At 43.0% G+C, this 15,207-nt stretch carries 15 protein-coding genes; 2 read left to right on the forward strand and 13 right to left on the reverse strand.

Going from position 1 to position 15,207, the window contains the following annotated elements; genetic code table 11:
• Positions 1–45: 45 nt before the first annotated feature.
• From Xish_RS04255 to Xish_RS04265, 3 genes are all read right to left on the reverse strand, one after another.
• Positions 46–1,437 (reverse strand): phosphoethanolamine transferase, encoded by a 1,392-nt coding sequence (locus Xish_RS04255; protein ID WP_167383215.1) that lies wholly within the window; start codon positions 1,435–1,437, stop codon positions 46–48.
• 403 nt (positions 1,438–1,840) lie between these two features.
• On the reverse strand, positions 1,841–2,158 hold the full coding sequence (locus Xish_RS04260; RefSeq protein ID WP_208614807.1) for a M24 family metallopeptidase: 318 nt from the start codon (positions 2,156–2,158) through the stop codon (positions 1,841–1,843).
• A complete protein-coding gene (locus tag Xish_RS04265; RefSeq protein ID WP_244185918.1) occupies positions 2,118–2,606 on the reverse strand; it encodes a Fic family protein in 489 nt (162 codons plus the stop codon). Before Xish_RS04265 ends, Xish_RS04260 begins: the two co-directional genes overlap by 41 nt.
• Positions 2,607–2,990: 384 nt before the next feature.
• On the opposite strand from Xish_RS04265, the gene mutS reads away from it, so the two are divergent.
• Positions 2,991–5,552, forward strand: a complete 2,562-nt coding sequence (gene mutS, locus Xish_RS04270) for a DNA mismatch repair protein MutS (protein WP_099118662.1) — start codon at positions 2,991–2,993, stop codon at positions 5,550–5,552.
• 17 nt (positions 5,553–5,569) lie between these two features.
• Positions 5,570–6,334: a tRNA isopentenyl-2-thiomethyl-A-37 hydroxylase MiaE gene (gene miaE / locus Xish_RS04275; protein WP_099118663.1), complete on the forward strand. Its 765-nt coding sequence runs from the start codon at positions 5,570–5,572 to the stop codon at positions 6,332–6,334.
• A gap of 273 nt (positions 6,335–6,607) precedes the next feature.
• On the opposite strand, the gene rpoS is transcribed toward miaE, so the two are convergent.
• The 10 genes from rpoS to cysN form a co-directional block, all read right to left on the reverse strand.
• A complete protein-coding gene (gene rpoS, locus Xish_RS04280; RefSeq protein ID WP_099116861.1) occupies positions 6,608–7,603 on the reverse strand; it encodes an RNA polymerase sigma factor RpoS in 996 nt (331 codons plus the stop codon).
• 54 nt (positions 7,604–7,657) lie between these two features.
• A complete protein-coding gene (nlpD, locus tag Xish_RS04285; protein ID WP_208614838.1) occupies positions 7,658–8,629 on the reverse strand; it encodes a murein hydrolase activator NlpD in 972 nt (323 codons plus the stop codon).
• Between the two features lie 170 nt (positions 8,630–8,799).
• Complete coding sequence (locus Xish_RS04290) at positions 8,800–9,426, reverse strand: protein-L-isoaspartate(D-aspartate) O-methyltransferase (RefSeq protein ID WP_099116863.1); 627 nt, start codon at positions 9,424–9,426, stop codon at positions 8,800–8,802.
• A complete protein-coding gene (gene surE, locus Xish_RS04295) occupies positions 9,420–10,184 on the reverse strand; it encodes a 5'/3'-nucleotidase SurE (RefSeq protein WP_099116864.1) in 765 nt (254 codons plus the stop codon). The genes Xish_RS04290 and surE overlap by 7 nt, the downstream gene beginning before the upstream one ends.
• Positions 10,185–10,293: 109 nt before the next feature.
• On the reverse strand, positions 10,294–11,340 hold the full coding sequence (truD, locus tag Xish_RS04300; RefSeq protein WP_099116865.1) for a tRNA pseudouridine(13) synthase TruD: 1,047 nt from the start codon (positions 11,338–11,340) through the stop codon (positions 10,294–10,296).
• A gap of 2 nt (positions 11,341–11,342) precedes the next feature.
• Positions 11,343–11,816, reverse strand: a complete 474-nt coding sequence (ispF, locus tag Xish_RS04305) for a 2-C-methyl-D-erythritol 2,4-cyclodiphosphate synthase (RefSeq protein WP_099116866.1) — start codon at positions 11,814–11,816, stop codon at positions 11,343–11,345.
• Positions 11,813–12,607, reverse strand: a complete 795-nt coding sequence (gene ispD / locus Xish_RS04310; protein ID WP_099116867.1) for a 2-C-methyl-D-erythritol 4-phosphate cytidylyltransferase — start codon at positions 12,605–12,607, stop codon at positions 11,813–11,815. Before ispD ends, ispF begins: the two co-directional genes overlap by 4 nt.
• A gap of 32 nt (positions 12,608–12,639) precedes the next feature.
• On the reverse strand, positions 12,640–12,933 hold the full coding sequence (ftsB, locus tag Xish_RS04315) for a cell division protein FtsB (RefSeq protein ID WP_099116868.1): 294 nt from the start codon (positions 12,931–12,933) through the stop codon (positions 12,640–12,642).
• 221 nt (positions 12,934–13,154) lie between these two features.
• Positions 13,155–13,754, reverse strand: coding sequence for an adenylyl-sulfate kinase (gene cysC, locus Xish_RS04320; protein WP_099116869.1), 600 nt, complete (start codon positions 13,752–13,754; stop codon positions 13,155–13,157).
• On the reverse strand, positions 13,755–15,197 hold the full coding sequence (cysN, locus tag Xish_RS04325; RefSeq protein ID WP_099116870.1) for a sulfate adenylyltransferase subunit CysN: 1,443 nt from the start codon (positions 15,195–15,197) through the stop codon (positions 13,755–13,757).
• Positions 15,198–15,207 lie beyond the last annotated feature (10 nt).

The following is a 15,207-nucleotide window of genomic DNA, read 5'->3' on the forward strand; positions in this document are numbered from 1 at the left end:
AGGTAACTCACTTACTCATTAACTTTTAAGAAGAAGGTATATCCATCAATCGAAGTTAATAGCATCATTATTCAAATGATTAAAATCTTTATATTCGTTATTGAATGAAATCACTGTATGTTGGTTCGGACACTTTTCATTGGAAAACCATGCACATTTGGATACCAAACGAGGCTCTTCAATTCCCAACCATGTGGATAACATAGACAGCAGATTCAAACCACTGCGGTGAGCATCTATGATATTTTTGCTGGCTATATTTTTGTTGGTACTTTTAATGGCATAGTCATAACCAGTAATAATAAAGGGAACTTGATAATTCTGCTTATTACTATCATCATGGGTCAGATTCTCGTTATCTGTGTTTTTATTTACCAGTGATAAACCATGATCCGCAAAGTAAAGCATTGTCCAATGTAATTGATTTTTATTGGCAATAGTTTCAATGTCAGCTAACAGGTTATCCGTATTGTGGATACTCTGGAGATAACATGAAATATTTTTGGAATGGAAATAGGTGCCATATTTATCATTCGTTCTGACACAAGGTTGTGGATGCGAACCCATTAAGTGAATAACAACCAGTTTCTTCTTCTGTTCATTCTTCACTAATGCCTTGCGAATATAAGGCAATAAATTTTCATCCGGCATATAACTGCGATCATCTGAATTGCCTTCTTTTAAAAAAGTATAATGATCGGCCTGCTGCCCAATCAGTGCTACAGGAGAATCAAATCCTCCTTTCATTCCCTGATTAGACAACCAGTAAGTTTCAAATTCCGCTTTTTTTGCCAGTGAAATAATACTGTTATTCAGTTGAATTTCATTTTCTTCACGGATCGCCAGAGAGTTAGTCAACGATAATTGTGTTGATGGTGCTGCCGAAATATAGTTGGTTAACACAGTGGCATTCGCGTTATCCAACCAAGGGGTATTTTTATTCGGGAACCCATAGATACTCATAAAATCTTTTCGGACGCTCTCACCAATCACCATGATATAGGTGTCGTATTTCTCTTCTTTCACCACTGGCTGCCAGTCATCCCGATATTTAATAATCTTGGCAAATCGGTGATTTTCTGACATGACTTGCTTGTAGCTCTGATAAGCATCACTGAAAAAGCGAACTTCCGGTAAACTGGTATTCAAAAGTTCTGAGCTATCTTCAAAACCCGATTTTATATACCCTTTGGCTGGGGACCAGAAAGCCGAAATAAAAAACAGGGTAAACAACCACTTTTTACTTTTGCTTGTTAAGGTGACATTTAGCTTAAGTGAAAATATCATCAGAACAAAAATAGCTATAGCGGTTAAATACGTTGATACAGAAAGGCCACTAATATATTCCGCTGTTTCATTCCTATTTGTATAGATTAATGATCCTACCGCATTGATGTCTGGATAACCGTAATTGAGACCAATTGGGGTATAAAGCATTCCCACCAAGGAAAAGAACGTAATCAAAAAGATATATATTCGTCTACTGATAGCAGACAAAAATAAAAAGAGAGCAAAGGCACTGAAAACATATATTAATTTTAATTGATATCCTAAACATTTATGTATCAGAAAAATAAGAAAAAAGAGAACAATAAAACAAGAGAGATCCTTGTTTTTATAAAGCCAAGACATAATCACCCTGTAATTTCACATAGCCGTAGTTAAATTTCTATAAACCCAACGTGGCGAGATTTTAGCCAAATAAAACCCAACACTGCACAATACCGTATTGGGGATACTATTACATCATAAATTATAATTTATTGAGTGATCGACAAGTAACGTGCAAAAGCTTCGCGTTCTTCATCCCGCAGCGTCAACACCTTAAAACCATCACGGGTTACCAAGATAGTATGCTCAAACTGAGCCGATAACCGACGATCTTAATTGCCTTATATAAGCACTCTTGAGTCACATTAACCAAACGTTTAGCATGGGACGGTACATCCCCGACACAGAATGTGATGCTGCTATCGCCGTAATATCCCTCTTTTTTGACGGAGACATCCACATTAACGATATCCCCATTTTTCAGCTTCTTTTCCGAAGCCCAGCCATGACAAACAACATGATTTACTGAGGTATTAACCGTATAAGGAAAACCATATTGCCCTAAGCTACCCGATACGCCAATAGCCTCCTTTCTTCGCCCCAACACGAATCAAACGCCCAATATCCTGTAATATTTTAATATTTCGCTCGATTGTGCGCCGGCTTACCCCCAATTCATCAGCCAATTGGGTTATGGTGGTGGCCGGATGAGCAGCAATAACCAACAAGATTTTTTGCGCAGTAGCATTCAGTGGTTGTGGATTTTCCACCGACATTTGTACCGGCACTTCTACCGACATTACGACAGAATTCTGTTTTTGCAGATCCAGGCTTTCTTTAAGTGCTTCGGCTAATTTTTCCAGCATAAAATCGATAAATAGCGTACAGTCGCTGGTACGATCACACTCTCTAAGCACATGATAATAATCCTGCTGTTGATAATGAATTAACGTTTCAACCGGTAACCACGCTAACTCAGGGCGCCATTCGCTCAAAATCAATGTTTGCCACAAACGCCCCATACGGCCATTGTAAGGGGGTTGGTAAATAGCCACGATAATTTCCTCTCAGTCCGTCAATTCTCAATATCTCTAATAGCATTCAAGTGCTTTATGTCATCTGCTTTCCTATTATTTGTTATTTGGTAGTATGACTCAAATCAAACAACAATCGAGCCGCTTCGCAATCCTGCTGAATTGTGAAAAAATCTGATACATTCCTGCGAGTGATCCTGCTAACCTACTGCTCAAATCTTCTAATCGCATCCACAGGTGAATCACACAGATTATCAGTGATAAGATAGCGTTTTCGCCCAGGATGAGGTCTATTAGCGTTCCATCCTTAGCTGATTATATTTAGGTTTTGTCATTTAGATGGGTTGACTGAGCGTCGATGACCCAACTGAGTCAACAGGAATAATAAAATTGAATCAAGTCAATATGAAAGAATCTCCAGCAAAGGATATAGATAGCCATACTCCCATGATGCAGCAGTATCTGCGCCTGAAAGCGCAGCATCCAGATATTCTGCTGCTGTATAGAATGGGAGATTTTTACGAGTTGTTCTATGATGATGCCAAAAAGGCAGCGAAGTTACTGGATATCTCCCTGACCAAGCGCGGGCAATCGGCTGGTCAGCCTATTCCGATGGCTGGGGTTCCTTATCACGCAATCGAAAACTATCTGGCAAAACTGGTACAACTCGGTGAATCTGCGGCGATCTGCGAACAAGTTGGTGATCCTGCAACCAGTAAAGGCCCTGTTGAACGCAAAGTTGTGCGCATTGTCACACCTGGCACCGTCACTGATGAAGCTTTGCTGCAAGAACGTCAGGATAATCTGCTCGCCGCTATCTGGCATGATCATCAGGGATTTGGTTACGCGACGCTGGATATCACTTCTGGTCGCTTCCGCGTTTGCGAAATGTCCGACGAAGATAGCATTGCCGCAGAATTGCAACGTACCCGCCCTGCGGAACTGCTCTACCCTGAAACTTTTGAGCATATGGCACTGATTGAACGTTGTCATGGCCTGCGCCGGCGTCCAATGTGGGAATTTGAGCTGGATACAGCAAGACAACAACTTAATTTGCAATTTGGCACCCGTGACCTGATTGGCTTCGGTGTGGAAAAAGCGACGCTCGCCCTGCGTGCCGCGGGCTGTTTGCTACAATATGTCAAAGATACCCAACGCACCACTTTACCCCATATTCGCAGCATGACGATGGAGCGCCCGCAGGAAACGGTTATTATGGATGCCGCTACGCGCCGTAATCTGGAGCTGACACAAAATTTATCCGGTAGCACTGAAAATACGCTGGCGTCAGTACTTGATCAATGCGTGACACCGATGGGCAGCCGAATGCTGAAACGCTGGCTGCATGCACCAACCCGCAATAAAGACGTGCTGGAAAATCGCCACCAAGCCATTTCCGCATTACAGGAAATCGGTTATGAATTACGGCCATTTTTACGTCAGGTCGGTGACTTAGAGCGTGTGCTTGCCCGTCTTGCTCTCCGCTCCGCCCGTCCCCGTGATCTGGCCAGAATGCGCCATGCTTTCCAGCAACTGCCTGATATTCATCAGATCCTGACATCCTCGGATGCCCCCTATATCCAAACGCTACAGCAGCGTGTGGGACATTTTGATGAATTACAAACACTACTGGAGCATGCAATTGTCGAAACACCCCCTGTTCTGGTGCGTGACGGTGGTGTCATTGCCACGGGTTATAATGCTGAATTGGATGAGTGGCGGGCATTGGCTGACGGTGCCAGCGATTATCTGGATAAACTGGAGATCCGCGAACGCGAAAAACTTGGTATTGATACCCTGAAAGTGGGCTTTAATGCAGTGCACGGTTACTATATTCAGGTCAGCCGTGGACAAAGTCATTTAGTCCCTATCCATTACGTTCGTCGTCAAACGCTGAAAAACGCGGAACGCTATATCATTCCTGAATTAAAGGAATATGAAGACAAGGTGCTGACTTCCAAAGGTAAAGCACTTGCCATCGAAAAAGGCCTGTACGAAGAGTTGTTCGAGCTGTTGTTGCCTCATCTGGCCGATTTGCAAACCTGTGCCGAAGCGCTGTCAGAGCTGGATGTACTGGCAAACCTTGCTGAACGTGCTGAGACACTAAATTACACCCGCCCGATACTCACCGATAAAGCGGGTATTCAGATCACTGGCGGCCGGCATCCGGTTGTCGAACAAGTCTTAAGCGAGCCGTTTATTTCTAACCCATTGACGCTCTCATCACAGCGCCGTTTGTTGATTATTACAGGGCCGAATATGGGAGGTAAAAGTACCTATATGCGTCAGACGGCTTTGATTACGTTGATGGCTTATATTGGAAGCTTCGTTCCTGCCGAAAAAGCGGTTATCGGCCCTGTAGATCGTATCTTTACCCGTGTCGGAGCATCCGATGATTTGGCATCAGGACGCTCCACCTTTATGGTGGAAATGACCGAAACTGCCAATATTTTACATAACGCGACTGAACACAGCCTGGTTTTGATGGATGAGATCGGTCGTGGTACATCGACCTATGATGGTCTATCCCTGGCGTGGGCTTGTGCTGAAAATTTAGCTAATCGCATCAAAGCAATGACACTGTTCGCGACTCACTATTTTGAACTGACAACTCTGCCTGAGAAACTGGAAGGGGTTGTCAATATTCATCTTGATGCTGTCGAGCATGGCGATACTATTGCTTTCATGCACAGTGTACAAGAAGGCGCTGCAAGCAAGAGCTATGGACTGGCTGTTGCCTCGCTGGCTGGTGTTCCACGTGATGTCATTAAACGTGCTCGCCAAAAATTGAAGGAGCTGGAATCACTTTCCAATAGCGCGACAGCAGGTCATGTTGATACACCACAGTTAACTTTACTAACAGAAGAGACGTCTCCGGCAGTTGAAGCCTTGGAAGGCCTTAATCCAGATACCTTGACACCGCGTCAGGCATTGGAGTGGATTTATCGTCTAAAAGATATGGTTTAACAATGAATGGAACAGCAATGAAGTTTGATACCAATCTGTTAGCTCCCATTTATCAATTTTTACAGTGCGAAACTCCTGATCAATGGGTAGAAAAAGCGCGGCTGCCTGAAAATTTGCCAATTTTATTGCGCGATCATTTGCTATGTGAATTGAAAGCAGCACAAAGTGCGATGTTCTTAATTCGCAAATATGCCGTTGATCCTGAGAGTGCTGACGCTCTGCTGGCCTGGTTTCAGCCCTATGAGGATTTTGCCTATAAAAAAATTGGCGATATCCATTCATTGAAAGGGAAAAATCAGGCCACCAAACAAATTACCGCGCGGGCAAAATCACCTTATAGTCAAGACCTCATCGATAAGATGGTGTTATTGATTAAGGAGGAGTTACATCATTTTTATCAAGTATTAGCGATCATGGATGCCAGAGGGATAAGCTATGACAATATCAGTGCCAGCCGCTATGCTAAATCCCTGTTTCAGCATATAACCAACCATGAACCTTATACATTGATCGATAAATTGATTATTGGTGCTTATATAGAAGCACGCTCATGCGAACGTTTCGCAAAACTCGCTCCTCATCTGGATGAGGATTTGAGGAAGTTTTATATTTCTCTGCTGCGTTCAGAAGCTCGCCATTACCAAGATTATTTGACGCTAGCTCAATCAATATCTAAAGAAGATATTACAGAGAGAGTGAATTATTTCGGTCAGGTTGAAGCGGAACTTATTCAAACTTCTGATCATGATTTTAAATTTCACAGTGGTGTTCCGATTATCTAAAATTGATACATGACACATCCAATAGTAATGAAAATATAAATACATGAATAAAAGGTGGGCTTATTTAGCCCACCTTATGATTACCATCGATATGCCTTGATCTTCTTTATACCTTTATCTTTCCAATTGTTACTTCGGGAATTACTTCTACCCTTGCCATCACCAAGTTGTCTAATTATCTTTGTTTCTGGAAATTAGTCCGTTTTCCACTACGCCGCAATTTGATATTTCTTAGGTATACATTCTCAGGTATACATTCTCAGGTATAAAGAATTAGGTGCGGAATAATGATTCTATATTCAAACCTTGGGTATGCAATATATCTCTAAGACGACGCAATCCCTCAACTTGAATTTGACGAACTCTCTCTCTTGTTAAACCAATTTCTCGCCCAACATCTTCCAATGTTTCTGCTTCGTATCCAAGCAAACCAAAACGACGGGCTAAAACTTCGCGTTGTTTTGCGTTCAGTTCAAACAACCATTTCACGATACTCTGTTTCATATCATCATCTTGAATAGTTGTTTCTGGCCCTGAATCATTTTCATCAGACAAAATATCCAATAATGCTTTATCTGAATCACCACTAATTGGTGTATCGACAGAAGTAATGCGCTCGTTCAGACGCATCATACGGCTTACGTCTTCAACAGGCTTATCCAGTTTTTCCGCAATCTCTTCAATACTTGGTTCATGATCCAATGTATGTGCCAGTTCTCTTGCAGTACGTAAATAGACATTCAATTCTTTGACTATATGAATAGGCAGGCGAATTGTGCGAGTTTGATTCATAATGGCTCGTTCAATTGTTTGACGGATCCACCATGTCGCATAAGTGGAAAAACGAAAACCTCTTTCAGGGTCAAATTTTTCCACTGCACGAATAAGCCCAAGGTTACCTTCTTCAATCAGATCTAGCAGTGCTAATCCACGATTGCTATATCGGCGGGATATTTTTACAACCAATCGCAAGTTACTTTCAATCATACGTTGGCGTGCAGCAACATCCCCTCGCAGTGCTCGTCTGGCGAAAAGAACCTCTTCCTCTGCTGTCAGCAGAGGTGAGAAACCAATCTCTCCAAGATAAAGCTGTGTTGCATCAAGTACCCTTTGGTTTACTCCTTGCAACAAATCCACATCTTCATCAAGACCAGTTATATCATCCTCATCTTTCAGCAACGCTTCATCAAAGTCATCAGCTTCCATGCTATTTTCGTCTAAATTCGCATCATCATACAACTCATTAACTTTAAGCGTACTTTGGCTCATCAGCTACTCCTACCCATGATAATGCGGGCAGGAATTTCAGAACCCTGCCCCTGTTTATCGCTGCGGAAGATAACGCAGCGGGTTTACGGATTTTCCCTTATAGCGAATTTCAAAATGCAATCTTACTGAACTTGCTCCGGTGCTACCCATAGTGGCAATTTTTTGCCCCGCTTGAACATCCTGTTGCTCACGAACCAACATTGTGTCGTTGTGCGCATAAGCACTTAGGTAGTCATCGTTATGTTTTATTATTATTAGATTTCCATAGCCACGTAATGCATTTCCGGCATAAACCACTTTTCCACTGGCTGTTGCAAATACGGGTTGGCCACGATGACCCGTAATATCAATGCCTTTATTTCCTCCTTGAGAATCAGTAAAGCCTTCAAGAATTTTTCCTTCTGCCGGCCACCTCCAACTATTAATAGTATCAATACCATTAATAGCGCTATTTACTCCTGTATCTGTTGCTGTAGATACTTTTGAATAAGAAATATTGCCATCAGAAATAGTTTTCTTTGGCAACATCTTTCCTGATTCTGGTCTATCAATATTTGCAGGATACGCATTAATTTTTTGAAAATCAACCTGACTAATTTTAGATTTAGTACTATTTGATGCTATTAATACACCATTTTTGGAGGTTGGATTACCTATTCTCAGGACTTGACCAACATTTAAGCTATAAGGCTCTGAAATATTATTTTTGTGAGATAAGTCACGGAAATCACTACCTGTAATCCAGGCTATATAAAACAAAGTATCGCCATGTTTAACCGTATAAGTGCTCCCGTTGTAGCTTCCTTTGGGAATATTTTCGTAGTTACGGTTATAAATAATTTTCCCTTGTAACGAACTACTATTAACAGCATTATTCACTAGATGACGGTCTCTAATAGCATGATTATCTGATACGCGATTTGTATCGATATTCACTATTGGGGCTGGACGATTTGATGGATTACTACAACCTACCAATACGGCTCCCATAAAAGTACAGGCAATTATCCATTTTATTTTTTTCATTGGGTTTTCTAGATTCATACTTTATTCCCCCATAAAGGCAAATATAAGTGTAAATAATGGTGATTTATAAAAATTTAGGATTACAAAAGATTTAAAGCGAAACATTTTGCTTAATTTCAGAAAAAATAACAGCTAATTTGAAACTATCCCCTATTAAATAAATTAGCTGATTATGCTAGTTCGCCTTGAATTAGGGGGACAAAACGGACAGGTTCGATAATGTCGCTATGGAAATCATTCCCATAGCGATGTACCACTTTCAGTAACTGAGTTCGCTCACCGACAGGTAAAACCATCACGCCTCCATCGGCAAGTTGCTGGAGTAATGCCTGCGGAATTTCTGGTGGTGCGGCTGTGACAATGATAGCGTCAAAAGGCCCTTTTGATGGCCATCCATTCCAACCATCACCGTGTCGGGTTGAGATATTGTGTAGGTCGAGTTGCTTCAATCTGCGCTTAGCCTGCCACTGCAAGCCTTTAATCCGCTCCACGGAGAAAACGCGTCTGGCTAAGTGAGCAAGTATTGCTGTTTGATAACCTGAGCCGGTGCCAATTTCCAATACATTAGATTCAGGGGTTAAATTCAGCAACTCTGTCATGCGAGCGACAATATAAGGTTGGGAGATAGTTTGCCCATGACCAATAGGCAGGGCGGTATTTTCATATGCCTTATGTGCAAGAGCTTCATCCACAAAACATTCTCGAGGTACTTTGCCAATAACCTCCAACAGGTGCTCATTGTGAATTCCTTGCTGACGCAATTGCGCCAGCAAATTTTTCATTGATCGTTTTAACATTCCCCAATATCCCCGACTTTTGCCAACCAATCACTTATCAGCTCTTGGGCTTTATAAGCAGTTAAGTCCACTTGCAAAGGGGTAATGGAGACAAATCCTTCTTCTACCGCAGCAAAATCTGTTTCAGGCCCAAAATCACTTTTTTCTCCCGGAGGACCTATCCAATAGAGCATATTACCTTTGGGATCTTCCATGGCATAGACTTGTTCAGCAGCACTACGACGACCACATCGCGTCACCCGAAATCCCTTGATTTGTTCAAGGGGAATATCAGGTACATTAATATTCAAAATATTACCCGCCCTCAATGGGGATTTTTGCAACAGAGCTAATAAACGTACTGTCACTTCTGCCGCCGTTTCGTAATGTTGGTTACCATTGAGTGATATCGCCAATGCCGGTAAGCCTAAATGGCGTCCTTCCATTGCAGCCGCAACCGTGCCAGAGTAAATCACGTCATCACCAAGGTTAGGGCCACAGTTGATGCCAGAAACGACGATGTCAGGACGAGGAAGTACCAGATTATTCACGCCCAAATAGACACAATCCGTCGGTGTACCTTCCTGAACAGAGATATCACCATTGTTCAGTGTGTTGATGCGCAAAGGGCGATCCAGCGTTAAGGCATTCGACGCACCACTACGGTTACGGTCAGGTGCAACGACCTGAACATGATAGTGTTTCCGCAATGTAGCCGCTAAGGTTTGAATACCTGGTGCGGTGACACCATCATCGTTACTCAGCAATATCCGCAGCATTGATATATCTCATTGATTTTATTAAAAATAAAATAGGTTAATAGGGTAATTCACCCTGTGTGTGTTTGATCTTAGCATGACGCTGACAGTTTTGTAGAGTGCTTTACATTCAGGCTACATCAAGGAAAGAGCCAAGATCCTGATTGATCAGTTCTCTGACAACGCTGGTTGCAAAGCTACCAGATGGCAAAGAGAAATGCAGAATGACAGTTTGGTCGTCTTGCCATTCCCAATGCAGGTTAAGCGGTTTCACCAATATTGCCCGACGGGCGCTTTCCACACGCTCACGTTTGACTAATGCCCAAAGAGCTTCGTAATCCAATAAGCATTGTTGTTCGAAATCCAGTGCCTGATCCTGCGTTCCTAATGCTTTGTCTCCCGGTAAAGGAGCCGTTATCTGTAACTCTCCATCCATTACTCGCTGCTGCAATACCGATAATTCAGGTTCATCAACGACAAACCAGCTACCGCGCCCTGTTAATTGTAATGCATCACCATTTTTTACCTTCTGGTGTTCACCCTGGGCGATACGTCTGCTGGCAACAGCATTAAACATCGCGCTGCGACAGGCAGAAAGGTAGAAACTGCGGCGGTTGCGTTCCTTGACATGGATTTCATTATCTGCCCAGCGTTGAGCCTGAACTAAGTTTTGTCCATCCCGCCCGAAACGCTGTTCACCAAAATAATTTGGAACGCCAGTTTGTGCTATCTGCCGCAAGCGTTTTTCTACAGATTGTTGGTCAGAAATTTCTCTTAATACCAGAGTGAAATCATTGCCTTTCAATGCGCCAATCCGCAGCTTGCGTTTCTGGCGGGAAATTGCCAGCACTTCACAACCTTCAAGTTGGAATGCCGTGAAATCTGGATCTTGTTTCCCCGGTATATGTAAACAGAACCACTGTTCCGTCACTGCGTTACGATCTTTCAATCCCGCATAACTGACAGAACGAGCCGGTATTTTGGCAAAACGGGCAAGATGATCCGCGACAAATTGGGTGTTACATCCTGTTTTACGAAGATGTACCATTATGTGTTCGCCTTCTCCATCAGGAGAAAATCCCAAATCTTCGCGAACAATGAAATCTTCTGGTGTAGCTTTAACAATACCAGTCGCTTCCGGTTGGCCATGAAGCCAATGTAATTCACTCAAAGTCATGCTCATTCCTTTACCAACAAAGCAACCGCTTCGCAGGCAATACCTTCTTTACGGCCAACAAACCCCAGTTTTTCCGTTGTTGTTGCTTTAACGTTAATATCATCCATATGACATTCAAGATCTTCCGCCAGGTTAACCCGCATCTGGGAAATATGCGGCAACATTTTCGGCGCCTGTGCAATGATGGTGATATCCAAGTTCCCTATCCGATAGCCCTTCGCACGGATACGGCGGTAGGCTTCTTTCAATAATTCACGACTATCTGCACCTTTGAAAGCAGGGTCGGTATCGGGAAATAATTTACCAATATCGCCCAATGCTGCCGCCCCCAAGAGGGCGTCTGTAGCAGCGTGCAAGGCGACATCGCCATCTGAATGGGCAATTAATCCTTGTTCATAAGGAATGCGGACACCGCCAATGATCAATGGCCCTTCTCCACCAAATTTATGCACATCAAAACCGTGTCCAATTCTCATACGATAGATTCCTTAGCTTTTTGGGATAGATAAAATTCCGCCAGTGCCAAATCTTCAGGCTGGGTTACTTTGATATTGTCCGCTCGTCCATTAATTAACACAGGACGATACCCACAATGCTCAAGCGCCGAAGATTCATCGGTGATACAGGCTTGATCTGCAAGTGTTTTGATCAAACAATCACGTAATAACTGCAAAGGGAATAGTTGTGGAGTCAAAGCATGCCAAAGCCCGTTGCGGTCAACGGTATGGGCAATTAATGCGTGGTTAATTGTGGACGATCCTGCCACTGATTGCGATACCATGCGTTTCATCGTGTCCCTCACAGGTGATGCTAATAATCCACCACATACATCAGGAGATCTTGCGTTGTGATCAATAATCTGTAGCAAGTTATCAAGATCATTTCTATGAAGACAAGGACGGGCAGCATCATGCACTAAAACCCAAGTTGTCCTGTCTGTAGGCAAATCAGACAGATAATCTAACCCAGCCAGAACCGAATCAGCTCGCTCTTCGCCGCCAATTACTGTCGTAATTCTTGGATCAGAAGCGATGGGTAATTGCGCAAATTGTGTATCAGCAGGATTCAGCGCAATAATAACGCGTTGTATACGCGGATGCTCAAACAGTGCTGCTAAGGTATGTTCAAGAATTGTTTTTCCGGCAACGTTCAGATACTGTTTTGGGCAATCTGATTTCATCCTGCTACCGATACCCGCAGCAGGGATCAAGGCGATAATTTCAGCAAGAGAAACATCAGCAGGGGAATGAAGTTGTGACTTATTCATTTCGATTATTATTTACTGTTTTGATTTAAAGATTATTGCGCATTATGTTTTGAGATATCTGGCACCATACGATAAAAAGATTCTCCTGGTTTAATCATGCCCAATTCATTACGAGCGCGTTCTTCAATCGCTTCCTGCCCCCCTTTAAGATCCTTAATTTCAGCAAATAGCTGGTCGTTACGTGCTTTCAGTTTGAAGTTATCAATCCCTTGTTTATCAACTTCAGCCTTAACTCGCACATAATCGTGAATGCCATTTTTACCGAACCACAGCGAATACTGTAACCATCCCAGCAGAACCAATAATAGTAGCGTTAGTTTGCCCATCTCCCCCCCCTGAAAACCCGCTAATCATCCCACAACTGAAAGCATGACGCCACCGACTCTCACAAAACCATTTACAAAATCATTCGCAAAACCATTTTGAGACCACAGGTAAAACCGGATCACACGATATGCTCGAAATGCACTGCATTAACTGAGTGTAGAAACACATTATTTCACTAACAATAATAATGTGTTTCATGACAGTTTGTTGGATTTGGTCGTTAAGTTGGCAGGATTTGGTAGTTTTTCAGAGCAAAAAGCAGTTTTTCAACCGAAAATCCTACAGATTGTGAACCATCTAAATAGATTTCTGGCTGTTCGGGGGCTTCATAGACAGCATCAATTCCGGTGAAATTGTGCAATTCTCCCGCTCGTGCTTTTTTATACAGTCCTTTGGGATCACGGGATTCACATATCTCTAATGGTGTATCAACATACACTTCAATAAATCGCCCCTCTTCTATTAATTCACGTATCTTTTGCCGTTCTGCCCTATGAGGGGAAATAAAGGCCGTCAGGACAACCAGCCCTGCATCAACCATCAATTTTGCAACTTCACCGACTCGTCGGATATTTTCCTGCCGATCTATTTCAGAAAAGCCTAAATCATTGCATAGGCCATGACGCACATTATCGCCATCCAGTAAGTATGTTTTGATGCCCTGAGCAAACAATGCCTGCTCCAATGCGCCTGCAAGAGTGGATTTTCCTGAGCCTGATAACCCTGTGAACCAAATCACCAGTGCAGAATGCCCATTTGCGCTTTCCCGCTGTACCCTATCTAAAACATGTGAATGCCAGACGATATTCTCCTGAGCCACTTATTTTCCTCCCAATAGATCACGTACTCCCCAGTGCGGGAAGTGGCGACGAACTAATTGGTTAAGTTCCAGTTCAAACTCACTGTACTCTTTAGGCTCCTCGTAAACATCTGCCTGAATTTCACGCACCAATCCCGCACCTACGGTAACATTGGTCAGACGATCAATCAGGATAATGCCACCGGTATCTGCATTTTGCGCGTAGCTGTCGAGCAATAAAGGTTCATCAAATGAAAACTCCACCCGCCCAATGGCGTTGAGGGGTAACTCAACTGCGACTTTCTGTGTCAGGTTGTTAATATCCACCTGATATTGAATATTATCGACTTTACCACGGCTTTTTTTGCCTGCTACTTTGATATCCAAACTTTGCCCTTGAATCAGTGGCTGTTCTGACATCCAGACAACATCAACCAAAGCATGGTGAGTCGCGCTCATTTGATCTTCAACAGCAACCAGTAAATCACCACGGCTAATATCTACTTCATCTTTTAATACGATGGTAATAGCCTCTCCAGGCACGGCAAATGTGAGATCGCCATGAAAAGTGACAATGCTTTCCACCGTAGAAACCACACCAGACGGCATAACTTTTATTTGCTGGCCTTGCCATAAAACGCCCGATGACAATGTGCCGCTGTATCCACGAAAATCAAGATCAGGTCGGTTGACATACTGCACCGGAAAACGCAAGGGCTGTTCCGTCGCTTTTGTTTTGACGTCTACAATCTCCAAGATATCCAGTAAAGTTTCCCCTGTATACCACGCCATGTTTTCGCTGCGGATGACGATGTTATCCCCTTCCAACGCCGAAATTGGAACGAAATAGATGTTTAGATCAGTAGGTAATTGTGCCGCAAAATTTAAATAATTTTGCTTGATTTGTTCAAATATCTCTTGCTGATATCCAACCAGATCCATTTTATTAACTGCCACCACCAAGTGACGGATCCCCAACAAGGTACTGATAAAACTGTGACGGCGAGTTTGTTCCTGAACACCTTTGCGTGCATCGATCAATAAAATAGAAAGTTCACTGGTTGACGCACCTGTCGCCATATTGCGGGTATATTGTTCATGCCCTGGGGTGTCTGCAATGATGAATTTCCGCTTTTCCGTGGAAAAATAGCGGTATGCGACGTCAATGGTGATACCCTGTTCCCGTTCAGCCGCCAACCCATCTACTAATAAAGCCAGATCGAGCTTTTCTCCCTGAGTCCCTATTCGCTTGCTATCGCTTTGTAAGGTTGCCAGTTGATCTTCATAAATCTGGCGTGTGTCATGTAATAAGCGGCCAATTAATGTACTTTTGCCATCATCCACGCTGCCGCAGGTTAAAAAGCGCAGTAATCCTTTCTCCTGCTGCTCCCGAAGATAAGCTTCAACTCCACCTTGTTGCTTGATCTGACTCGCAATGGTTTCATTATATGCAAGTGCTGGCATATCTGGACTC

The organism is Xenorhabdus ishibashii (genome assembly GCF_002632755.1).
In the GTDB taxonomy this organism is placed as follows: domain Bacteria; phylum Pseudomonadota; class Gammaproteobacteria; order Enterobacterales; family Enterobacteriaceae; genus Xenorhabdus; species Xenorhabdus ishibashii.

Coding starts and splice junctions, on each gene's coding strand:
- Xish_RS04255 (WP_167383215.1), bottom strand. CDS start 1,437: ATGCTTTATACCCCAATTGGTCTCAATTACGGTTATCCAGACATCAAT.
- mutS (WP_099118662.1), top strand. CDS start 2,991: ATGAAAGAATCTCCAGCAAAGGATATAGATAGCCATACTCCCATGATG.
- miaE (WP_099118663.1), top strand. CDS start 5,570: ATGAAGTTTGATACCAATCTGTTAGCTCCCATTTATCAATTTTTACAG.
- rpoS (WP_099116861.1), bottom strand. CDS start 7,603: ATGAGCCAAAGTACGCTTAAAGTTAATGAGTTGTATGATGATGCGAAT.
- nlpD (WP_208614838.1), bottom strand. CDS start 8,629: ATGAAAAAAATAAAATGGATAATTGCCTGTACTTTTATGGGAGCCGTA.
- Xish_RS04290 (WP_099116863.1), bottom strand. CDS start 9,426: ATGTTAAAACGATCAATGAAAAATTTGCTGGCGCAATTGCGTCAGCAA.
- surE (WP_099116864.1), bottom strand. CDS start 10,184: ATGCTGCGGATATTGCTGAGTAACGATGATGGTGTCACCGCACCAGGT.
- truD (WP_099116865.1), bottom strand. CDS start 11,340: ATGACTTTGAGTGAATTACATTGGCTTCATGGCCAACCGGAAGCGACT.
- ispF (WP_099116866.1), bottom strand. CDS start 11,816: ATGAGAATTGGACACGGTTTTGATGTGCATAAATTTGGTGGAGAAGGG.
- ispD (WP_099116867.1), bottom strand. CDS start 12,607: ATGAATAAGTCACAACTTCATTCCCCTGCTGATGTTTCTCTTGCTGAA.
- ftsB (WP_099116868.1), bottom strand. CDS start 12,933: ATGGGCAAACTAACGCTACTATTATTGGTTCTGCTGGGATGGTTACAG.
- cysN (WP_099116870.1), bottom strand. CDS start 15,197: ATGCCAGCACTTGCATATAATGAAACCATTGCGAGTCAGATCAAGCAA.